Source organism: Neobacillus sp. FSL H8-0543 (genome assembly GCF_038592905.1).
Classification (GTDB): Bacteria; Bacillota; Bacilli; order Bacillales; family Cytobacillaceae; genus Neobacillus.
Map to the genome: position 1 here is coordinate 2,746,102 of NZ_CP151943.1, position 22,623 is coordinate 2,768,724.

General features: G+C 37.6%; 21 protein-coding genes and 1 pseudogene. 15 read left to right on the forward strand and 7 right to left on the reverse strand.

Features of this window, described 5'->3' with window-relative positions; all coding sequences use genetic code 11:
• Nucleotides 1-64: 64 nt before the first annotated feature.
• From NSS81_RS13645 to NSS81_RS13655, 3 genes and pseudogenes are all read left to right on the forward strand, one after another.
• Nucleotides 65-967, forward strand: a complete 903-nt coding sequence (locus tag NSS81_RS13645; RefSeq protein WP_342429246.1) for a DsbA family protein — start codon at nucleotides 65-67, stop codon at nucleotides 965-967.
• 196 nt (nucleotides 968-1,163) lie between these two features.
• Entirely contained in the window at nucleotides 1,164-1,343 is a 180-nt protein-coding gene (locus NSS81_RS13650) for a hypothetical protein (protein ID WP_342429247.1), read from the forward strand.
• Nucleotides 1,344-1,371: 28 nt separating this feature from the next.
• Nucleotides 1,372-2,494: pseudogene (locus tag NSS81_RS13655) on the forward strand (NADH-dependent flavin oxidoreductase).
• A 1,059-nt stretch (nucleotides 2,495-3,553) separates the two neighbouring features.
• On the opposite strand, the gene NSS81_RS13660 reads toward NSS81_RS13655, so the two are convergent.
• The 4 genes from NSS81_RS13660 to NSS81_RS13675 all read right to left on the reverse strand — a co-directional run bounded on the left by NSS81_RS13660 (nucleotide 3,554) and on the right by NSS81_RS13675 (nucleotide 6,735).
• Nucleotides 3,554-3,727 (reverse strand): hypothetical protein, encoded by a 174-nt coding sequence (locus tag NSS81_RS13660; RefSeq protein WP_342429248.1) that lies wholly within the window; start codon nucleotides 3,725-3,727, stop codon nucleotides 3,554-3,556.
• A complete protein-coding gene (locus NSS81_RS13665) occupies nucleotides 3,724-3,963 on the reverse strand; it encodes a hypothetical protein (protein ID WP_342429249.1) in 240 nt (79 codons plus the stop codon). Before NSS81_RS13665 ends, NSS81_RS13660 begins: the two co-directional genes overlap by 4 nt.
• A gap of 231 nt (nucleotides 3,964-4,194) precedes the next feature.
• Nucleotides 4,195-5,367: a HupE/UreJ family protein gene (locus tag NSS81_RS13670; protein ID WP_342429250.1), complete on the reverse strand. Its 1,173-nt coding sequence runs from the start codon at nucleotides 5,365-5,367 to the stop codon at nucleotides 4,195-4,197.
• Between the two features lie 12 nt (nucleotides 5,368-5,379).
• Nucleotides 5,380-6,735 carry a metallophosphoesterase family protein gene (locus NSS81_RS13675; RefSeq protein WP_342429251.1) on the reverse strand — a complete coding sequence of 452 codons (1,356 nt, stop codon included), beginning with the start codon at nucleotides 6,733-6,735 and terminating at the stop codon, nucleotides 5,380-5,382.
• 768 nt (nucleotides 6,736-7,503) lie between these two features.
• Here NSS81_RS13675 and NSS81_RS13680 point away from each other — a divergent pair.
• Both NSS81_RS13680 and NSS81_RS13685 read left to right on the forward strand, forming a co-directional pair.
• Entirely contained in the window at nucleotides 7,504-8,775 is a 1,272-nt protein-coding gene (locus NSS81_RS13680) for a Rid family detoxifying hydrolase (protein ID WP_342429252.1), read from the forward strand.
• A 705-nt stretch (nucleotides 8,776-9,480) separates the two neighbouring features.
• Nucleotides 9,481-10,050 carry a hypothetical protein gene (locus NSS81_RS13685; RefSeq protein WP_342434019.1) on the forward strand — a complete coding sequence of 190 codons (570 nt, stop codon included), beginning with the start codon at nucleotides 9,481-9,483 and terminating at the stop codon, nucleotides 10,048-10,050.
• Nucleotides 10,051-10,202: 152 nt separating this feature from the next.
• On the opposite strand, the gene NSS81_RS13690 is transcribed toward NSS81_RS13685, so the two are convergent.
• Nucleotides 10,203-10,751: a DUF2812 domain-containing protein gene (locus tag NSS81_RS13690; RefSeq protein WP_342429253.1), complete on the reverse strand. Its 549-nt coding sequence runs from the start codon at nucleotides 10,749-10,751 to the stop codon at nucleotides 10,203-10,205.
• Nucleotides 10,720-11,076, reverse strand: a complete 357-nt coding sequence (locus NSS81_RS13695; protein WP_342434020.1) for a helix-turn-helix transcriptional regulator — start codon at nucleotides 11,074-11,076, stop codon at nucleotides 10,720-10,722. The genes NSS81_RS13690 and NSS81_RS13695 overlap by 32 nt, the downstream gene beginning before the upstream one ends.
• Before the next feature lie 371 nt (nucleotides 11,077-11,447).
• Here NSS81_RS13695 and NSS81_RS13700 point away from each other — a divergent pair, with 371 nt between their 5' ends.
• The 7 genes from NSS81_RS13700 (at nucleotide 11,448) to NSS81_RS13730 (ending at nucleotide 18,053) form a co-directional block, all read left to right on the forward strand.
• Nucleotides 11,448-12,041: a 50S ribosomal protein L25 gene (locus tag NSS81_RS13700; RefSeq protein WP_342429254.1), complete on the forward strand. Its 594-nt coding sequence runs from the start codon at nucleotides 11,448-11,450 to the stop codon at nucleotides 12,039-12,041.
• A gap of 237 nt (nucleotides 12,042-12,278) precedes the next feature.
• Nucleotides 12,279-13,154, forward strand: a complete 876-nt coding sequence (locus NSS81_RS13705) for an ABC transporter ATP-binding protein (RefSeq protein WP_342429255.1) — start codon at nucleotides 12,279-12,281, stop codon at nucleotides 13,152-13,154.
• On the forward strand, nucleotides 13,151-15,286 hold the full coding sequence (locus NSS81_RS13710; protein WP_342429256.1) for a hypothetical protein: 2,136 nt from the start codon (nucleotides 13,151-13,153) through the stop codon (nucleotides 15,284-15,286). The genes NSS81_RS13705 and NSS81_RS13710 overlap by 4 nt, the downstream gene beginning before the upstream one ends.
• Nucleotides 15,283-15,966: a hypothetical protein gene (locus NSS81_RS13715; RefSeq protein ID WP_342429257.1), complete on the forward strand. Its 684-nt coding sequence runs from the start codon at nucleotides 15,283-15,285 to the stop codon at nucleotides 15,964-15,966. The genes NSS81_RS13710 and NSS81_RS13715 overlap by 4 nt, the downstream gene beginning before the upstream one ends.
• Before the next feature lie 20 nt (nucleotides 15,967-15,986).
• On the forward strand, nucleotides 15,987-16,538 hold the full coding sequence (locus NSS81_RS13720; RefSeq protein ID WP_342429258.1) for an RNA polymerase sigma factor: 552 nt from the start codon (nucleotides 15,987-15,989) through the stop codon (nucleotides 16,536-16,538).
• Nucleotides 16,531-17,334 (forward strand): hypothetical protein, encoded by an 804-nt coding sequence (locus tag NSS81_RS13725; protein ID WP_342429259.1) that lies wholly within the window; start codon nucleotides 16,531-16,533, stop codon nucleotides 17,332-17,334. Before NSS81_RS13720 ends, NSS81_RS13725 begins: the two co-directional genes overlap by 8 nt.
• Nucleotides 17,331-18,053, forward strand: a complete 723-nt coding sequence (locus tag NSS81_RS13730; protein WP_342429260.1) for an ATP-binding cassette domain-containing protein — start codon at nucleotides 17,331-17,333, stop codon at nucleotides 18,051-18,053. Before NSS81_RS13725 ends, NSS81_RS13730 begins: the two co-directional genes overlap by 4 nt.
• Nucleotides 18,054-18,231: 178 nt before the next feature.
• Here the strand turns inward: NSS81_RS13730 and NSS81_RS13735 are convergent, their stop codons facing one another.
• Nucleotides 18,232-19,074 carry a MurR/RpiR family transcriptional regulator gene (locus NSS81_RS13735; protein WP_342429261.1) on the reverse strand — a complete coding sequence of 281 codons (843 nt, stop codon included), beginning with the start codon at nucleotides 19,072-19,074 and terminating at the stop codon, nucleotides 18,232-18,234.
• 158 nt (nucleotides 19,075-19,232) lie between these two features.
• On the opposite strand from NSS81_RS13735, the gene NSS81_RS13740 reads away from it, so the two are divergent.
• From NSS81_RS13740 to NSS81_RS13750, 3 genes are read left to right on the forward strand one after another with little or no spacing between them, the layout of a single operon-like run.
• Nucleotides 19,233-20,108 (forward strand): cell division protein FtsQ, encoded by an 876-nt coding sequence (locus NSS81_RS13740; protein WP_342429262.1) that lies wholly within the window; start codon nucleotides 19,233-19,235, stop codon nucleotides 20,106-20,108.
• A complete protein-coding gene (locus tag NSS81_RS13745; protein ID WP_342429263.1) occupies nucleotides 20,101-21,807 on the forward strand; it encodes an energy-coupling factor transporter ATPase in 1,707 nt (568 codons plus the stop codon). Before NSS81_RS13740 ends, NSS81_RS13745 begins: the two co-directional genes overlap by 8 nt.
• A complete protein-coding gene (locus NSS81_RS13750; RefSeq protein WP_342429264.1) occupies nucleotides 21,797-22,615 on the forward strand; it encodes an energy-coupling factor transporter transmembrane component T in 819 nt (272 codons plus the stop codon). The genes NSS81_RS13745 and NSS81_RS13750 overlap by 11 nt, the downstream gene beginning before the upstream one ends.
• The last annotated feature ends 8 nt before the right edge of the window (nucleotides 22,616-22,623 follow it).

Sequence of the window (22,623 nt, forward strand, 5' to 3'; positions counted from 1 at the left end):
AAAATAAATGACGAAATTATCATTTAATGTATAAAATGATAACGAATGAATGGAGGATACACTGATGACTAATACGAAGGTAAAAGTATTCCAATTTACAGACCCAGCTTGTACATGGTGTTGGGGTAGTGAACCGATTATGCGAAAATTAGAAACCTATTATGGTGGTCAAATTCAGAATGAATTTATTATGGGTGGGTTAGTACCAGATATTCGTGAATTTTTCGATTCATACAATAACATCGGTGGAAACGCTAATGAATCCAATAAAAGTGTTGCTTCACATTGGCTTGAGGCTTCAGAAAGACATGGAATGCCAGTTCAAGCTGAAGGATTTGCACTTTTTTCTGATGAACATCCATCTACATTTCCAATGAATATTGCCTATAAAGCTGCACAGTTTGAGGATTATGAGTTAGCAGATAAGTTTTTAAGAAGAATGCGTGAAGCCGTTGCAGCGGAAGCAGTACCAGCAAATCAAACCGAAAAACTGATTGAACTAGCACAGGAATCAGGACTGGATATCGGAAAGTTTCTACAGCATTTTACAGATGGTTCTGCGGAGGAAGCCTTCCAAAAAGATTTAAAAACAACTTATCAATATAAAGCACAAGGATTTCCAAGCTTCCTTGTACAATTTGGTGAGAAAGGTGTTATGTTAAGAGGTTATCAAGTATTTGACAATTTCAAAAACGTCATTGATCATTTGTCGGATCATACTGTCAAAGGGCAAGAGATAGACGAAACAGAAGAAAATATTTTAGCTTTCATTGAAAAATATGATCGAGTAGTGAAACATGAAATTAAAGTATGCTTTGATTTACAAGACACGCAATTAGATGAAATTCTTCAACAACTAGAGGATAAAAAGTTAATTACGGTAAAGCCTATTGCGAATGGATTTTATGTGGAAATAAAAAAATCACCATTAGCATGTGACCCTAAAACGGGGATTTGCAATATTTAATAGTGTAGTTTTCAGTAATATCAAGCATAAGAAAATTTCATTCTTAATGAATATATAAAAGAGGTTGGAGCATTTTACAGATGTAATTCTGTTTATGCTCCATTTTTTTGATGGGAACTGAATAAAATAAACTGGTATTCGATTAATAACAAAAACGGTGATGCTGAAATGGGAATGAGTGGACTTGTGATTAGCTTTGCACCAGCCATTGGACTGGACCTTATCAGGTTGGATCATCGACAATGTTAAATGGAATCAAATAACCTTTATTGTTGCAGGTATCATAGCATTTGTCGGATTGTTGCTTTCTTTTGCACTTCATAAGAAAGCAAAACAAGGGAAAATTACACTGTATGGTCAACTGATTAGAAGATAAGATATTAATTTACTAAAGGAGACAATAAATGAATAAGAAATATCAACCTATATTTGAACCATTTACTCTACCTTCAAGCGTGGAACTTAAAAATCGAGTGTTAATGGCACCGATGACGAATTCATCTTCCCTTGAGGATGGAGGAGTATCAGAGCAAGAACTTGCCTACTATCGTGAACGTTCTGGAGGAGTAGGTGCGGTTATTACAGCATGTACCCATGTTGTACAGGGGGGGGAAAGGTTTTCCAAATGAAATTGGTATAGATAATGATTCATTAATTCCTGGATTAAAAAAGTTAGCAAGTACGATCCAAGAACAAGGTGCAAAAGCTATTTTACAAATTTTCCATGCTGGAAGAATGGCACGTCCAGAGTTATTACCTGATGGTCAGACGGTTTCAGCAAGTGCTGTAGCTCCTGAACGTGAAGGTGCAGTTGTTCCAAGAGAAATGACTGAAGTAGAAATTGTTAATACAATCGAAGCATTTGGAGATGCAACACGTCGCGCAATTGAAGCAGGTTTTGATGGAATTGAAATTCATGGTGCTAACACATACTTAATTCAACAATTCCTTTCCCCTCATTCCAATCGCAGAACCGATAAATGGGGAGGCACCATTGAAAAAAGGATGGCGTTTCCTCTAGCAATAATTGAAAGCGTCAAAAAAGCAGTAGCCGATCACGCAAAAGCTCCATTTATAGTTGGATATAGACTTTCTCCTGAAGAAAGAGAAAATCCTGGAATCACATTGGAAGATACTCTCCAATTTGTGGACACATTAGCAGATCAGAAATTAGACTACATCCATGTTTCCGTAGGAGATTTCTGGAGTGGTTCCATGCGTGATGACACTGATAAAAGGTCACGTGTTTTACTAATTCAAGAACGTGTGGGAAACAGTGTACCAGTAATGGGCGTTGGCGGACTATCTTCACCAGAAGATGTTATGAAGGCACTTGACACTGGAGTACCTTTATTATCATTAGGTCATGCTCTAATTATGGAACCAAAATGGGTAGAAAAGGTTATAAACGATCAGGAAGCAGAAATTCGTAAAACATTGCCTAGAACAGATCAAAAAGAGTTAGTTATTCCTGATAATATGTGGAGAATGATTATCAATGCAAAGGGATGGTTTCCTGTTGTTTGAGAAGAATGTAAGGAAATTATTTAAAAAATGCTCTACTCTACTGGTTACTCCTTTTGTTAATAGGTTGAGTAACAAATAGATGTTTAATATATCGGGCGCACTTCTTAAGTAAGAAGGCGTCTTCTTTTATTAGGCAATTATGTTGAAAAAACACCATTAAAGTAAATTGGATATACAAATTAATGTTGAATATGAAGGATTGCACATTAACTCCGTAGGATTTTGGAATAAGAAAAAACAATAAGGTCAGTTGTTTTTATATTATGAATCATTTAAGCATCTGCTTCTTAAACGTCATTTCATAAAGAAAGATAACCTTTTTTTAAGAAAAGTTTATTTTGAGTTTATTTTCAGTTCATTTCCCATTATTGCTGCTAATCAACAATAAAGGACCTCGGAATTCAATATTGCTAGGTTAGAGAGGCAGAAGTCACATAATCTTTCCTTAGTTGCTAAGTAGAGATTATATGACTATCAAAGTTTTGAAATCAATTAGCAGCTTCTCCTTATCAACAGAGCTGTAAACACTAAACTATATTTAACACTTTTTAACGAAACCTAACCACTTTTCACTCATTATTACAAAACCGCCTCTCGACAAACTCCTCACTTCAAAAATCACTCAAACCCCTCTACACCAGCAGAAACAACAAATCCAATCAAATGTTTGATTAGTAAAAGTTTCACTAACTAATCAATTGATTAAATACGGCCAAAACCCTTTCGTAAAACGAACATAGCCCAGTTTGTTAGTAGGAATTCTGTCGATGCTAGGTCTCAGCCTTCGATAAATATATTCAAAATTAACTTATAAAAACGATTAACCTACAAAAATTGACATGTTTTGATACTACACAAACGATTGATTAAAACCACCCCAGCCATTGATAAATAGAGAGTTTCTATTAGAAAATGCGTCGAAATATGTCCATCCTGTACATAGCGACATTCTTCTAACTCATCACCCAAAGTTTAATGAAACAAACATGGGAGTCTCTCTGCATTTCATCTTGCCCCACTGGCCCAAATCTTACGATTTGGCTTATAGATGTTATTATTTTATGTATTTAATGCCGAACTAAGACGGTAGAAAAGAGCCACTACAACCGTTCCCCTGGCTCCTGTAAGACCACTAGATTCCGAGGATAAACTGGAAATTCTCTGGATGGTGCCTGGTTCATCCGGAGTGAAAAACATACTGGCGGGAAAATCTGCCCACCCTAATATTCTCAATTTGCCGTTTCAAATTTAACCTGAGCTAATGCAGCCCTTAACTGTTTTTCAATTTCTTCATCACTATGGCCAAATTTTTTTAGTTCCTCTACCATTTCATCTGCTTCATAATACTTATCAACAAGTTTATACTCTTCACGTGTAAGTCCATATGTATTTGATGAACAACCTACCAGCATTAAATTGAAACTTAATCCTGCAATTGCAATACCTTTAAATAATTTTTTCATTTTCATTTTAAACCTTACCCCCTATTTTTTATGTTTTATAGTTTATGGTTTGTATATTTTGTGTAACAATTAGCCTCATTTTCATACTTTACCGCATTAAACTTTAGCTGAGCAAGGGTCTGACCCCAATGTCTGTTGTTGAAATTTGCTTATCTGGCTGAAAGATAAACATAGATAAGCATGCAAAGAGACCACTTGGCGGGTGATAACCAAGTGGCCTATTTGTGCTTCTTTCTTTTAACCTATGCGCTGGACGAACCAGAAGAGGCCCATGGCCATGATAAGGGTGGAGCTGGTTGTGACGAAAACGGGAAAACGTTTGTACTTTCTGGCCATGGCAAGCAATGGAAAGACGAGTGCGATGATGGCGATCTGGCCGATTTCGACACCAAGGTTGAAAAAGAGCAGCGATGACGCGACGGTGCTGCTAGAGAGCTCCATTTCCTGCAAGATTCCGGCAAATCCGAAGCCATGGATGAGGCCGAACAGGAGGGTGATGATCCAGCGTTTTTTCAATTTCCACTTAGTCATGTTTTCGATTGCGACAAAAACGATGCTGAGGGCAATCGCTGCCTCTACCAATTGGCTAGGAAGTGAAACGATGCCGAGTGTTGCAAGGCCAAGTGTGATGCTATGGCCAAGTGTAAAAGCGGTGACAACCTCAACGACCCGGCCGAGTGAAATAGCCGCTGGGAGGATTAGGCACAGCACGAATAAAATATGGTCATAGCCTGTAATGATATGTTGAATTCCAAGGATGACGAAATTCGAAGCCTGACGAAGCCAGTTCCGATCGCCGATGACTAATTCTCGTTCGGCAATGGTAAACGTGAATTCTTGGGTTTCATTTTCGCCATCGATGGTGGCAAAGTTAATGTGTGATCGGTTGATATCGTCGACAAATAAATCATATGCGATGCGGGTTGATTCTCCACCGCATGAGTACTCCATTTGTAAGTGTGCGAGGGGATAATTATCGCTCGTCATGCTGACGTTTGTCCCGGTCACTTGCGGTTCGCAAATAAGTTCGTCACGGTAAACATGCATGCCTGCAGTTATGTAATTCGTAAGGGTTTCTTCATTTTTGGATAGTACTTCTTCCATTTTCTGTATCGAATCTGCGGATTCAAAAGCAGCAATAAACCCGAATGCCTCAGCAAGCTCAGAAAAATCAAGAGCAAGGTCTATTTCAACTCCATCGGATCCGTCCTGAACGTCCATATAGCCATAGCTGTTGGCGTGGGCACTTGCCTTAGTTGGAAGGAAGCTTGTCAGTAAGAGTACGAATAAAAGGATGAAAGAATTCAGAGTAAGTAGTTGTTTCATATAAGGTGGGGCTCCTTCCTTTTTAAAAAATGTTCCTTTGGAAAACAGGGGAATGGAGATGGTATCGTAGTGATCCATCTCCATCCTTGTTTTCTATTACTTTGCTGTTTTAATCTCTTTTATCTGCTTCTCACCGCTTGGCGTTTTATTGATGTCGAAAGCGTCATACAATTCGCCAGTGGCAGTACGGGCTTCATAGGAAAGTTTGTTTCCGTCAACCGTAACCAGCTGATAATGCTGTGTATCCTTGCTTGCTTTTTTCACTTCGGCACCATTATCATCCCAGTTTTTCGTTGTAGTGTCGTACATCTTAGGACCGGAAACAGAAACAACGAAGACGGTGTCGGCTTTTTCGCTCATTGCATTTGTTCCTTCAGAAACATTTGTGACCATGCCGCGCGCGTAGCTGTGGTCATGTCCTTGAAGAACGAGATCCACACTGTGCTTTTCGATGACAGGAAGTAGCTTGTCACGAACTTCTTCGTTATTGCGACCAGGAGAAGTTGAAAAAATTGGATGGTGGAATGTCAAAACGGTCCACTTGTTCGGGTTATTGGTAAGGACTTCTTCTAGCCATGCGATTTGCTTGTCTAGGTCCACGCCACGAACGTTCGTATCAAGGGTAACGATACGCATGCCTTGATAATCGGTGTAGTAGACATTTTCCATAAATTCGGCAGGTCCGTTTTCAGGAAAAGCAAATTGTGGCTGCCAGTATGGGGAGAGTCCTTTTGGTGAGCCTTTGACGATTTTTGAATATTCGTGGTTTCCTGGAGCAGCAATGCTAGGAACCATGCCATTGATCCAACCGCCGGCTTCGAACCATTCACCCCATTGCTCATCGGCATCTCCGTGGTTGATCAAGTCACCTGCATGGATGATGAAGTCAGCATCAGGCATGTCGGAATAGGCATTACGGATAACACGGGACCAATGTTCTTTTATGTCGTTTTGCGCGTCGCCAACATAAAGGAAGGAGAATGGCTCAGCCTGTTTGGAAGCTGTTTCGAATTCAAACCACTCGCTCCAGTTAACGCCGTCTCCGACCCGGTACAAGTACTTTGTTTCCGGATTGAGGTCTTCAAAGTTAACGGTGTGGTATTTTGATGTGTATTCCTGATTTCCTTTTACTTCACTTGAGCTTTCGGCATTAATGGTGACCGCTTGCTGCTTGAAGGAAGGGCCATCCCCAGCAACAGCAATCTGGGCTTGTGGTGTGACTACGCTAGTATCGGTGCGCCACGTAACAGCTTGAGTAGTGGCAGTGTCACCTTTCCAGTTCAGGATTACACGGTCTGGAACAGGGGTAGGCTTGTACGTCTCCGAAGCCGGATATTTTGTTGCTGTCAGGTCGGCAAGGACAACATTCATCGTCGGAACTGCGCCAACCAGCAAGGCTGATAGTAAAATTGTTCTGCTTTTCGAGGTGCTGAACATCTTCTTAACATTCATTCAATCCATCTCCCTTTGTACGAATATGTATTACGATTCAATCATAGGATAGAGTTATTTAGCGGATGTATGAATAGAGTAAAGAAATGGTAAACCAGGACAAAATGGGAAAATAGGCGAGGTATGGGGGGAATTGACACTTCCTCTTATCATTTAAGAGTGTAGATTTTCACTATCGATGATGAATTACTAGGCAACTGTACCCAAGTCGAGATTTGTGACCGTTTAATTTTTAAAATATTTATGATTTTTTTGTTAAATTTGTAAATATGAAAAGCCAAATCTAGTGGCGAATTATAACTTTTTAAAACATCTGACAGAAATTTCGTCGAGCTAATGAATAAGCTTAGCAAGGGCTTCGTTGAAATGATTCCATCCTTTTGACGCAGCCCTTAACTGTTGTTGTCCAGAAAAAAACTCAACTAAATAAAACAATTCACAAGGAACATGTAGTCAACACGAAGAAAGCCTGCTATAATTGACACTTTGCAAGGTGAAGCAGCGACATGGGCGATATGAAGAAAACATCAATGCTTCAGCGGATGCCATATATTCGAATGATTTCAGCATCGCAAAGGGTCGTATCGGTACTGAGCACAGCCAGCCATTCGCTTCGCTTGTTGCGGTTTTGTACGAACACGATTCTCACAGCGAATCCGTTTTTCGTCTTTGCAATCACGGAACCATCGTTTAGACCGGTTTTTTCGGTGCGAAACTTGAGGTAATAAATATATCTATTAAAACATTTATCTAAAAGGGGAAAACATCATGAGCGGCTATAACGCAGTATCAGCAAAAAATACGGAAAATGCTCCAAACGGTAACGGTCTATATTCACAAACGGTAGCTTTCTCTCATTACAATCATCTTTCAGCTCAATTACCTATCGAACCCAAAACTGGTAAATTGGTAGCTGGTGGTATAAAAGAGCAAGCTGAACAGTGCTTTAAAAATATCAAGGCAATTGTAGACAGCATCGATCATGTTATGAGCGATATTGTTAGAATCACGGTATTTGTTAAGGATATCAAAGATATTGACGCTGTAGACGAAGTTTATAAAACATTCTTCCCAACCTATGTTCCTTCACGGACAACCGTTGCAGTTGCAGCTTTGCCTATGGATGCTTTGGTGCAAATTGAAGCAGTTGTTTCACACGGTGAAGGTACAATTCCAAACGCACCACAAGCAGGCGACCTTATAAAGCTTACAAATAACACGGCAAATGCACCAACAAGTCCTCTATCTACACAAACCGTGTCTTTCTCTCATTACAATAATCTTTCAGCTCAATTACCTATCGATCCGAAAACTGGTAGATTGGTAGCTGGCGGTGTAAAAGAGCAGGCTGGACAGTGCTTGAAAAATATCAAGGCAATTTTAGAAAGTATTGACGTTCCTTTTGACGATATTGTTAAAATTAATATCTTTCTTAAAAACCTTTCGGATACTGAAGCAGTAAATGAAGTTTATACAACATTTTTCCCAGACTCGGCTATTGCCAGGGCTGTAGCCTATGTCCCTGCGCGGACAACAGTTGCAGCTTCAGCTTTACCTATGGATGCTTTGGTACAAATTGAAGCAGTGGTGTCACACGGAGATGGTACACCCCCACAAGCTGTTGAAGACAGACATGGAATCGTTATATGGGCAAACAACACTGAAAATGCACCAAAGAGTTCTCTATCTACACAAACTGTAGCGTTCTCTCATTACAATAACCTTTCAGCTCAATTACCGTTGGATCCAAAAACTGGTGAATTGGTAGCTGGCGGTGTAAAAGAGCAGGCTGATCAGTGCTTGAAAAATATTAAGGCAATTGTAGAAAGTATCGACCACGTTATGGACGATGTGGTTAAAGTAAATATCTTCCTTAAAAATATCGCGGATATTGATGCTGTAGACGAAGTTTACAAAACATTCTTCCCAGGCGGTGTTCCTGCACGAAGAACAGTTGGCGTATCAGCTTTACCTGAAGATGCTTTAATCCAAATAGATGCAGTTGTATCAAATGCTGAAGGAACACCTCCAAAAGCATAACAGGCATTTGTTTGTAAATACAGGAACTATCAACGTTACTTGTTAATGCCGATGGTGAATGCGGAATCGTATATCCTAGTCATAAAAAGAGGCTGTCTCAAATGAAAATTGGGACAGCCTCCTTCTTTTAACAACATAGATGAAAAAGCATCGAGATTTTAGCCGATTATGGCAGAAATCTTGATGCTTTTTTAGTTTCCGGGCTTGACAAAAAAACTGGGTTAGCTTGCGAATTTTATTGGGCATAATTTTTACTAACTGGTAAATTTGTAGCGGCAATACAAGGTGCCGAACAGAAATGGTGCCCGTTCCGATCTTAAAAGAGCGGAGGATAGGACTCTGAAAAAGTAGATCATTATAATCCGTTTTAATGAAAATTCTCTTCCGCCAAGGAACCAGTGAGTCTTTACGACATCAGTTTTGTCTACTCAAGGCATGTTGAGTATGTAACCAACGGTGACAAACTAAATGTTGCAAATGCTAACATTTTGCTAACGCAATCCAGTGAAAATGGATAAAACACTATTATCGATACATCAGAAATTCAAGTCACACTTAAACCTTGGATTTGGTATGATCGATGTGTTGGTTATTGTATTATCAGAAAGTAGCGTAAAACCCCTAACTTTAGGTATGGGGATACTCATGAATAATAGAACGACTGCCTCAATAAATATTCATATTATAAAAATTAAGGAGAATTACATGGCCTGGAGCAAATTGAAGCAAAATCTGGAGAGTTTTCTCTGTCCTGCATTATATGGAAGGGTAGAATACCGTGCAACCAGCTACCGTTATTTACCTGATAAAGCAGGACTTTGTTATATTGCGGTGGATAAAAAGAATGTACTCAATATGAGTGATATAACTACCTCAATCAGATGGTATCAGACGGAGCTAGAAATTAAGAATGATTCAGATATCCAAATTCCTATCGGCAATGAGGAAATTGAAGCGGTAAGAAAAGAAACCAAGGGGTTAGTTCCGGAGGATCGTCTACAAGTAATTGCAAGGGGTAGAAAATTATCAGAATATGCAAAGGAGCTTTTGTCAGCGCAGTCATCATTAAGTAAATCAAATTTTATCGTTGTTGCTAATAAATTTTTATCCACTTCTATAGAGGAAAGCATAGAGAGCAATGATATTCTATTGAATATTCTAGCTTTGGTGGATAGACGGGTTGGAAAAAAACGAATTTTAAACATGACCGAGAAGATGAAGTTAAAGCATCCAATTGTTCAGTATTTTTATGAACTACGGCTTAGTACGTTATGATAATAAATAACTCATCACCTGAACATCTGTTGCTACTAGTTTAACAGAGGCTTCTCATGAGTTCGGCTAACTTTTGAGAGGCCTCTTTTTTCATTTCTTACATTCTAATTTTTATATCCGAATTTTTAAGAGAGATTACTGAATTAGCGATATTATTTATACAATGTATTTTCCTTTTTTAAGTTAGTGACTTTTCTTGTGAGCGGGATTGCCAAAGTGAGAAAGAAGGATCCAATGATTATTAATATAATGTTTAGTATTAAGTCAAACTGACTGATGTTCCCAAAGAAAAAGTTTTGAGAGAGACCTGACGCGATAAATATTAACGCTAACATATACCATATAAAATTGATTCTTTTATAATGCTCTATTTGTGAATCGATATCCGAATAAATTTCAAATTCACCTAAAGAAGAATCTCTTCTAAAATAGTGCCATCTCTTGGACGACGCAATCTGTTCCACTTTTAACTCCTGCAATAATTTCAAATAGGAGTCCTTTTCATTTTGATAAATTTCCTGTTTAAGAAATTCTATTCTATAAATATAGTTACCAGGCTCGCATGGTTCAAATATATAATATCCGTTAGAAATGTCTCTAAGTGCATAGCCGTTTTTACACATATTGTTTAACCAATTCTCTTCTTTATCTAAATTAATAAAGAGATTTTTAAAGATACTTCTTTTCACTTTTTTCATCATTTTGCCTCCCTCCAGTAATCTCTATTCCGTTTTGATACAGCTCCTTCAGTCTTACAATTTCAGATTCAAGCACTCGGTTTCCAGTATCGGTAATCACATATACCTTTTTTCTTGCTGCTATGTCAGTATTATGTAGTTTAATCCAGTCTTTATCTAAGAGGGCTTTAATTGCACCGTAAAGTGTACCGGGAGCTAAAGTTAAACGATCGTTGCTTATCTTTTTTATAAATTGCATGATACCATAGCCATGCTGAGGTGTAATGAGAGATAGTAGTATATAGTAAGTTGATTCTGATAAAGCTGTGTGGTTATTACTTTCTGAAATTTGAACCACCTCCGAAACGTTATTGTATATCCCTTTACGATATATCGCCGAACGATATATCGTAATTTAATTATATCGTGTGACGATATAACTGTCTACAGAAAAATAACAGTGAATATTAATAGAGTCTTTTCACAAGTGGAATAAACTTGTGAGAGGCTTCTTTTGTGTTTCCCTTTTATCAAACGAATTATTATATATTGGCTTTCGAAGTAGTCAAAACGGATAAACCTCAGTTAATCAATCAGGTAAGTTTGAAATAATATGAAGGATTAGATATACTTAAATAGTAAGATAATTTTAATAATTCTTAGACACTTCTATAAAAATAAAAGTCTAAGAGTCAAAATGATTTGGAAGGTGGAAGTAAAATGAATACGCTAGTAGCACAAGAAAGAAAAGATTCTAAAAAATCTACATTGAAAACATTGAGAAATGATGGAGAAATCCCTGCAGTTGTTTATGGAAGGGATATTAATACTGAATCAATTTTTATTAACAACTCAGATTTACTAAAAGTGATAAAGAGCGTTGGTAGAAATGGTATTATATCTCTAAATCTTAATGAAAAATCAGAAAATGTTATTTTAAGAGATTACCAAAATGACCCTGTAACCAGGGATTTACTTCATGTGGATTTTCTTCAAGTTGATAAGCACACTGAAATTGATACAAAAGTTAGTGTATTTATAAAAGGAACGTCTAATGGTGAGAAAGCTGGAGGAGTTGCTAAACAATTTCTTCACGAATTGGATATAACAGCAAAAGCGAATGATATTCCTGATAGTATTGAAATTGATATCACTAATTTTGAAATCGGTCATACTGTTCAAGTAGCAGAAATTAAAAAAGATTATAGTAACTGTACGTTCCATCATGAGGATGAAGAAACAATAGTGATGATCGATTATGTGAAACTTGTAACAGAGGAAGATATTAGTAATCTTGAAGTTTCGGGAGTTTAGTCCTGATACGCATGCCTAAAACTTACTTTTTATCATTATAGAGCAAGGCTTCTCATTAGTTAACCAAACTAATGAGAAGCCTTTTTTGTTTTTCTGTATACTATTAGCAATAACAGTCACCTCTACTAATATATCGATTGTAGTCAAACTTACTATCATTCATTTAATAAATTTTGAAACATTCCCCATAACCTATTCGTGTAAGGGGGAGAAATCGTGCAATAGGGGGAAAGCTTCATGTCTACAATCAAAATAAAGGGATTAAGTAAATCATATAGAAAGATTCAAGTTTTAAAAGATGTTGACCTTCAAATAGATACAGGGTTATTTGGTCTGCTTGGACCGAATGGTGCAGGTAAGACGACGTTAATGAAAGTATTAAGTACGACTCTACCTTGGAATGATGGACAAGTAACGATATATGATTATGATCTCTTAAAAGAAGGGGACAAGGTTCGAGAAGTCCTTGGTTATTTACCACAGCATTTTCATGCACCTCCTCAATTTACGGGAAGAGAGTTTTTACATTATGTAGGTTCAATGAAAGGAGTTATTGATAAAGGGGAGAGAACAGAGCAAGTAGAAAGGCTATTAGAAGAGGTTAATCTAAAACCACAAGCCAATAAAAAAGTTAAAAGGTATTCAGGCGGCATGAAAAGACGACTTGGAATTGCACAGGCGCTCCTCGGAAACCCCAAGTTAATTATTCTTGATGAACCGACAGCTGGGCTTGATCCATCCGAACGAATCAGGTTCCGAAATATAATTGAAAAGTTGAGTAAGAAATATACGATTATTTTATCCACACATATTATTAGTGATATTGAATCGAGCTGTGAAAAGGTAGCGGTATTAAACAATGGTGAGGTGCTTTTTCAAGGAACGACCGAAGCGTTAGCTAAACAAGCAGTAAATTTTGTCTGGGAATTATCCGTACCCTATTCTGAATATGACAATGTAGAAAAGGAATATGCCATTATTTCTAGTAGAAGAGAAAATAACAATGCAGTTTTTCGAATAATAGCAAAAAAATCCCCGGATGAACGTGCGATAGCGGTGCAGCCAACGATTGAAGATGGGTATATGACCGTTATCAACGGGGTGATTAAATGAGTATGTTGAAGATGATTTTTCGCACAGAGTGTTTATTGTTATTACGTAATCAGTTTTTAGCAGTCCCGCTCATTATTAATGCGCTCTGTTGGGGATACATCGTAATATCTTATGAGATACAAACGATTCATTTTCAAGAGCGGGCGGGTGCTTTTTATAGTGGCTTTATTTGGATGTTGCTGCTGAATCTATTAATTGTGGGCTTGTTTTCTGTTTATATGGCGGGCAAAGATCGAGAAAGTGAATTTGAATATTTAGTCGTGACCTATCAAGTAAAAAATGTTGAATGGATCGCGGGGAAATGGTTGGTCACACAATTGTATGGTCTTTGTATTACGCTCATTACTTTACTTGTTCAAGCCGTTTGGTTTGTGAGTGGGAAAATGGCTTTTGGTGATGTAGCTAAAAACGTCTTCTATGCATTTATTCAAATGGAAGGTGCATTCTTTTTACTGATTTCGCTTGGTTTTTTGTTTGGAGTCTTAATGAAGAATATTTTTGCTTATGTCTTAATTCCTGCTATTTTAGTGCTGACTTTAGGTCTTCCCTTTGATTACACTGGAGTTGCATTGTCGTTCGATAATCCAAGGCTTCACTTATTGACACCATTCGATTATATGTTTATTGAATCTCCTTATGAGGGGCTATGGGGGATTGATCGGGTATTCTGGGGTACTGTATTGCATCAAACGGCTGTTTTGTTGCTTGGAATTGTTGTTATTCTCGTAGCGCTCTTGGTCTTCCGTTCTAATCGCAGGATACAAAGGGAGAAGAAGATGGTTCCTATTTTGCTTGTCATCCTGATCATCCCGACAATTTTATTAAGTGGAATTCGCTATGTACAATATAATCAGGCTCTCGAACAGTTCGTTACTACTGGACAACAGTATGTAAAGGGGTTTGAAGGAGATAATCAAGATGATTATTATAAGTGGATGAATTCCTATTATGATTCCTATCTCGACCATACTAAATATGACTTTGCTATGGAGCGTACAGATTTAACTGTTCAACTCCAGTCTGATAATCAAATCAATGTTACGAGTAGCCTGACGATTAAGCATAACGGGAATGAACCAGCTAAAGAGGTATACCTGACATTGTTTCATGGACTTCAAGTGACGGAATGTGCAAGTGAATCTGAGATTACATGTACATACGATAAGGATGTTGTTACTGTTCATTTTGAAGATATGATTGAACCAAAAGAAGAGTTCACCATAAATTTGAGTTATCATGGAAGTATTTTACAATACCGTGATGATGGTTATGTGGAGCATTCCTTTATTGGAAAAAATCGAGTGTACCTTCCAAAAGAAGCGGGTTGGTATCCACTTATTGGGGACCGCCAACTGGTCATTGCACGGGAGCATAATCAGAATTATGTTCAATTTGAACAAAGGAATGGAAGACTTGTAGAAGATTTTCCTACCGAATTCACCGTAGAAGTTTTGAATGAAAATAGCGGAATTCCGCTTGCGTTAACGATTCCAGAAGTAAAAACCGGTGTCTATCAAGGAACGTCTCAATATGGCTTGTCATTAGTTGGTGGGAATATAAAAGAACTAATGGTTGATGGAATTCGAGTCGTTGGACATCCTGATGTGCTAAATGGCACCAAAGAAACAATTAAAGAATACCAAAAAACGTGGAATTTTATTGAAAATTGGCTGGAAGTTCCGATGACGCCAGAAGTAATTTATATTTTGAATGATGATCATTATTACCTTGCCAAAAATACGCCCAGTCAGGAATTTCTTATATGGGGAGCTGATAATCTGGGAGATACAAGGGATTCAGTTATTTCCTATGAGGTAGTTGAGTATCTTACAGCTGATTATTCCACGTCGGATTATGATGATTTCAGTTTGTTGGAAAAATCAATGGAATGGGCGATACTTAGTGATTTGCATGATGAGATTGGCTTTAAGGACTGGTATTTATCTACATGGGGGTCCGCAGTAGAAGAAACGGGGCTCGTAGATTTATTAAATGAGTATGAAGGGGAAGGTACTGTCAAGTTTAATGAAGTAGTTAAATTTCTTTATAAACAATACGAACAGCTAGAAGAAAAGCAGGAATTTGATATGGAAGCTGCATTGCAATTATACGAAGGAGAAACAAGCAATTGAGCGGGTTTTTGATTCGCCTTAAACTTTTTCTAAAGCTATGGTTAACATCGTTATTTGCGATGATGGTGATGTTACTTATTCCCGTTGCAGCATATGTAATTTATAGCTCGGGGTCCTATACAATTGAAGAGCTATCTAGCATAGTTTATGAGGAAGCGGCGCCAATTTGGTTTGTACTGATCTTGCAATGGTGCTTATCGATTGATTTTGATTCGAGGTTTTATATGCAAATCATGACCTACCCAATTGCTAGATGGAAGTTCCTGATGGAAAGGTTGCTAGTTTCAGTAGTTATTTTTACCGGTTTATTAAGTGTTGTTACGCTTATATTAACACCCTTTAATGGGAGTTTTGTGTGGCAAAGCTTAGCATTTACGATTCCGGTATACATCGCGGTTACTGGATTTGTAATCGCAGGTACGGTGATTGGCAATCATTCAGTTGGTGGTTTATTGGCAGGGCTACTTTTTTGGATGACCTTTGAATTTGGCGGCATGCTTTTAGGTGATTTAAATGTGATTTTACTTAAATATGGCAGTGTGTATACATTTGTTAATAGCGAAACTGCTTTTTTTGCTGTTGCAAATCATTGGATTATTTACAATCGATTGTTTTATATGGGGATTGGCGTACTATTAACTGGACTAGCGATATTCCAATTTAACCGAAAAACAGCTTAACAATACGGAGGGAACACCTAATGCAGGATGAAGAGTATATGCGCCAATTGTCATACGGCAATGACTCGGCATTAGATACACTTGTTTTCCAGTATCATAAACCTCTGTATGGGTATGTATACCGATTATTACAAGATGAAAATCTAGCTGAAGACATTGTTCAAGATACATTTATGAAAATTTATCAACAAGGGAAGAATGGCTTTGTTCCTGATTCCTTTAAACCGTGGATGTATAAAATCGCGACAAATGGTTGTAGAGATTATTGGCGGAAGGCTTCCACGAAAAGGGAGTATTTTACGGATGAAATTGTAGAAGGTACAGGCAAAATCCATCATATTATCGACCGTCAGCTTGAACGTCAATGGATGATTGACGCTTTAGATCAATTAGCACCAGATTATCGAATGGTTCTTTATTTACGGTTTTATCAGGAATTAAAATATGCAGAAATTGCTTTGGCGTTAGAAATACCTTTGAACACGGTAAAAACTTGGATTTCAAGGGGTCTTAAACAACTTGAAGGAATCTTACTAGAAGATGAGCGGAAAGGAGCGGGTGTAAATGAGTGAGGACAGAGAATTAACGCGATTAGAAAATGAGTGGAAAAACCGTTTTGACCGATTTACAGCCCCTGAGCCCTCAAGAGAACAAACCTTAGATCTGCTTCAAAAGATAAAAGCTGTAGAAGAAGTTAAGCCAGTTGATTTGCGGTTTAAACTGGAATCACATCAAGATACACAATCTATGTCAGCCAGAACCGTAAATTTATTTTTATCTCAATGGAATTTTCACGGAACGCGAAGTTGGCTTCTTACAGGAATCATTATGTTGATATTAACCCTTACGATTAGCCAAAATATAGGCAATGAAGTGGCTGGATTTTCGACATGGATTAAGTGGGTTACACTTTTTATGATTGCGGTTATGGGATATGCGTTTCGTACTAAAAATGAGGGGAATCAACTCATTGAAACATTAAGTTATTATCCGTTGACTGTGCAAATGTTTATGCGTTTTATGATTGTAATGGCCTTACAATTGGCGATTACATTGCCGTTAAGCTTTATTATACTGGGAGCAACGAATTCTATTTACTATTTACTAGGGTCCTTTACCCCGGTTTTATTTTTTGGCGTTATTGGCTTTGTTAGTACAATTTGGCTTGGACAAAAGATCGGCCTATTACTGGCTCTATTTGTTTGGTTTAGTCAAACTTTGTTTGAAAAGCAACACCAATCTGCGTCCTTATTTCAGTTACCGGAAAATGAGGGATTCTTACTTATGAATATCGTTGTTATGGGGATTTCTATTCTTTTACTCGGCACTGTTACATTGAAATACCGTCAGATGAGGGATTTGACATGAGGATAGTGTTAGACAACATTGAATTTACAAAAGCAAATGTAAAAGTATTCAGTGGAATAAGTTGTTCATTTAAAGAAGGAGTTACGTATGTCATAGGGAATAATGGCGCAGGGAAAAGTGAACTCTTGAAAATTGTTTCTACTGCGATTATTCCCGATAAAGGAACGATTACCTATACAAAATTAATCCGTGATAAAAAAGTTGGGACGTATCGTAAGCATCTAAGTACCGATGAAGTTAGGAAAATTGTTGGTTTTATGCCGCAGCATTTCACAGGCTATTCGGAAATGACAATTGAAAGATACTTAACATATATGGCTTTCCATAAAGGAATTCCCCATAAGCTTGTTAAACCTTTACTAAATGAATGGTTAAGCGATGCTAATTTAGTTGAACTTAAAAGAAGAAAGCTCCGGACCCTTTCAGGTGGAGAGCGACAAAAGGTAGGCTTGATTCAAGCACTTATTAATCAACCGAGAATTTGTATTTTGGATGAACCATTTGAAGGATTAGACACGCATGAAAAGCAGTTTTTTAATCGTGTAATTCAGAGACTTTCCTTTCATAGTGTCATTATCATTAGCACACATTTAGTGGAAGAAATTGAGCGGTCAGTTGGGGTCAGCATCTTATATATGGAAGAAGGGAAATTGTCTTATATCGATAGTGTGGATGAACTTAGTGAATTGAAAAGTTTCCTATCGAATGTGGAAAAATAAGGGTCTATGTTCAGGCGTTGTCGAAAGAGTAAGTGGATTTTGTAAAAAGAGAAACAAAAAGCTGCTGAAGTTCATCAGGATCGTCCAACAAGTTCTGATATTTGTAATAATCATAAAAAATGCAGTTCCCAATATTAGGACTGCATTTTTTTTACCCCTACATTTCTCGTCTTAACCACTAAGTAAGCCTAGGTAATTGGTCTTTATACATCTTTCGTAATTCACTCAGTTTTTCTAAATTCCGGAGTGATTGTTGTTCAAGATTCTGGCCAATACCAAGAATAAAGGTTTCTACTAAAAAGGTTGGAGCTATCATAGAGTGAAATTCCCACAACTCTCCTCGATTTGTATAGAAAATATAATCCCCCTCCCCTTGAAAATCTGAAATAAGACAGTCTGTAAGAATAATCGTCTTATACTTTACTTTTTTTGCATAATCCAAGAGCACAGAAGCTTCTCGACTCATCTCAACAAAACCGAACATAAATACAACGTCTTCTTTTTGAAAATGCATTAAAGACTCAAATAAATCATGTCCACTTTTTGGTAGTAGTTCGATTTCCAATCCAAACCGTGCAAGACGGTGTCTCATTAATACTGCGATCCCTTCAGCAGAACTAGGTGCATGGATATAAATTTTTCTACAATTCGTCATTAATGTAATCGCTTGTTTAAATTGCCCACTATCTAGTGCTTCCAGGGTATTGACAAACTGGTTCTGAGTCATCGCTAGTAAATGCTCGTGAATTGGAAGTTGTTGATGTTGAATTTGTAGTAAGGAATTTTTTAATTTATTTTCTGGTGACACCTGTTCATTCTCTTTGATAGCTGTTTTAAATGATTTGAAATTGTCGTAGCCAATCTGTTTCCAAAAGCGAGATATGGTCGCGTTACTCACATGCAGCTTTTGTGCAAGTTCTGTTTCAGAAAAGGTTAAAATACGTTCACCGCTTTTTTCGATGAAGTCAGCTATTCGTTTTTGGTTTGGAGTTAATTTTGTAACATCCCACTTCATATTCATTTCTATCCCCTCCAAATAGTAATTTATCACAAAATGAAAAAAATTTTTCATAAAATAAAAAAATAAATTTTTTTTACAATATTCACATTATTCCTTAATACATCCTTTACATTTCACTACTACAATGAAAGGTAATAAAGGATTGAGGGGGAAAAATTTTGTTAACGAAGTCTTATGAATTAACGCAATCTCAAAAAATGATGATATTTATTTTGTCTATGTGTCTTTATGGGTTAAGCAACATGTTTACCGAGCTTGTGCCGTCCGTACATGTTGGGCCAATCGAACTTTCCATTGATGCTTTTGCCTTTATTCCGTTAGCGTTATGTATGTTATTCCATCCACTTTATGCAGCCATTGGAGCCGCGACAGGTGAGTTGATTTTTGGCGAGTTAATGTTAGGACAGTTTGGTGGAATTGGTGAAGTGGAGAAGTTCATTTTATTTTCACTTGGTATGGTAATCGGAGGGATGATGGTTCGCAATCCGCAAAAAAAATCGCAGGTAGTGATGGGGGCAATTGTTGGCTATGGTGTGTTCCTCGTTTTAAGTACGATTGTAGATATTGTCAAAGTAGTTGTTGGGGTTGAAGATTTTGAAGCGGTTCCTGGTTTAGCAGCAAGTATATATGTGGTAGAAGGTGTTGAATTTTTAACGGATCTCATATTCTCAGGTACCTTATTTGCTTTACTACCAACGCTTTACTTAGTCCCTCGTTTATATGGGAAAATTGAACCTTTATTAGGTATGAAGCCAAGAAGCAACAAGGTGAATATTCCATTAAAAGAGATTCTTACACCGAAATTCGTCGTGATTAGCCTTATTTTAACTGTGGTAGCCTTCTTTGCAGAAGCTTTGGCAGAATCTGATTTTGAAGTAGGGGTATGGGAGCCGGAATTTGTTGAAACATACGGTGCTTCATTTATCTGGATCATAATTGGTGTTGCAGCAGTATGCTCCGTTGCTATTATTTTATATCTAGTGAAAAAAGGGAAAGATTCGAATTTAAATGAGGATATGAGTAAGAGTGTCTAAGCCAATTGTAGAAATCCGAAATGTGTCTTTTCAGTATCCGGGAAAGGACACAAAGGTTCTTAATGAAGCAAACTTAACGGTTGAAGAAGGCGATTTTCTTGCGATAATCGGTGGAAACGGTTCAGGAAAATCAACCCTTTGTAAAACAATGAATGGTCTCATCCCTAAATTTTATGTTGGTGAATTTGAGGGAGATGTAGTGATTGATGGGCTTAATACTTCTGAACATGATGTCGCAACGCTTTCGAAGTCGATTGGATATGTCTATCAGGATTTTGAAAATCAATTACTTCGTCCAACTGTTTTAGACGATGCCTCTTTTGTGCCTTTAAATTATGGTTTTCCGGATTTTAAAGAACGCGGGAAATGGGCCTTGCAAGTAACAGGTCTTTCCCATTTGGCTCAAGAATTTGTCTGGCAGTTAAGTGGCGGGCAGAAGCATTTACTTGCTTTAGCAGGTGCTATTGCCATGAAGCCTAAAGTATTGATAATCGATGAGCCGATTGCCCAGTTAGATCCACAGCATGCCAAGACCATTTATCATGTACTCAAAACCTTGAATGAAGAGTATGGGACTACGATTATCGTCATTGAACATTATACAGAGTTTATTGCAACGTATTGTAAGCAAGTGGTGTTAATGGATCAAGGAAGAGTGTGTTGGAAGAAAGATGTACGTGAGGCCCTTTGTCGTGTTGAAGAATTACTAACGCGGCAAATTTTCCCGCCACAAGTCACGTTAGCCGCTCATCATTTAAATCGTGATAAGGCTTACCCAATTACGTTGGATGAAGGTATTGACTATTTTAGTGGAGTGAAATCCCATCTTGCTCCACTACCACAACGTAAAAGCAATGATGGGAAGATACCGGTTCTCGCTTTGAAAAATATAAGTGTTCGTTATCGAACCCTTCGTAAACAAACAAAAGATGCACTACACCAGGTATCTACTACTTTTTATAAAGGAGATCAAGTAGCACTTGTAGGGAATAACGGTGCTGGAAAATCTTCTTTATTAAAAATATTAGGCGGAATTGTGAAACCAGTAGAAGGTGTAATGGAGCTTTCTGGAATTCCGTTAAAAAAATATACACCTGAAACACTATCCAATCACATTGCCTTTGTTTTTCAAAATGCAGAGGAAATGTTCATCGATGATAGTGTCAGAAAGGAAATAGAATTTTATTTAAAAGCACGAAAGGTTGAAAATCTATCGTTCGTTGTTGATCAAATTTTAGAGGATTTCGATTTAGTTGATTTCCAAAACCAGGATGCACGATTGCTGAGCGGGGGACAACAGCGACGTGTCTCCCTGGCGATTGGTGCGGCAATGCGCCCATCTATCATTATTTTAGATGAGCCAACCGCAAATCTAGATATGGCAACAAAAAATAAAGTGGTATTATTGCTCGATCGTTTAAAAAAACATGTGGATACCATTATAATAGCCACACATGATATGCAGCTTGTAGCTGAATGGGCAAATCGATTGCTGGTGATGCATGAGGGTGAATTGATTGCAGATGATGTTAGTGACGTCATTTTCAAACAAAAAGAGATTTTAAATCGTGCGGGCCTTGTTCCACCGCAAATAATCAATTTGTGCAATGAGCTTAACTTTCCACATTGTGCAACGATTGAAATGTTTGTAGATAGCTGGAAACAAGCGGTCAAGCGGGGTGTTTTATATGGAAATTAGTAAATTCTTGACTGATAAACTTTCGCTTGAATATGTGAAAGGTGAGTTGGTGAGAACGGCTTACGGGATAGAAGAAAATCTACTAACGAAGCTGGATCCGCGCGTTCTCCTAATCTGGTATGGCTACTTTGCGATTATTCCTTGGTTTATTCATAGTCATGTTGTTCTAGTTGGATATCTACTATTCATGGTCTTTCTAACGTATAAAGCCAAAGTAAGTCCACTTATTTTAGGGGTTCTTGGGCTTGGGTTACTAGGAGAAATGGCCATTCTTTTCATCATTTCACTATTTTTCGGTGGGAATATTGAAACCGTGCTCCCTATGTTTTGGCTAAGTATCAAGCTGGGGGCAATGTCGCTTGCCAGTGTCGCCGTTTTTACGAGCTTAAATCCAGAAAAGTTCAGTGATGCGTTATTAAGAATGGGTTTTCCTGCTCAGTTTTCATTTAGTGTTGCCTATGGTTATCGAATATTACCTACTTTATTGGAAGAGTTTCAACAAATCATTTTATCGTATCGCTTGCGGGGCCAAGCACCAACAAGAAACGGCCTTTTTTATTGGCGAAAGATCGTCTATTTCTTGATCGTTTTTATCCGTTCTTTTTATCCGCTTATATTAAACACCGCGAAGCGCTCAAGAACAACAGTGGAGGCACTTGAAACAAAGGGTTTTAGTTATGGTGCCAATAACAAAGAGATGATTAAGCTAAAAACGAGTTATTTAAAAGTAACCTATATCGATTACTCGTTTATGATGATTACGATTTTATATTTAATTATCGTCCATGCTTTACATTATGTTTTATAAGGAGTGCT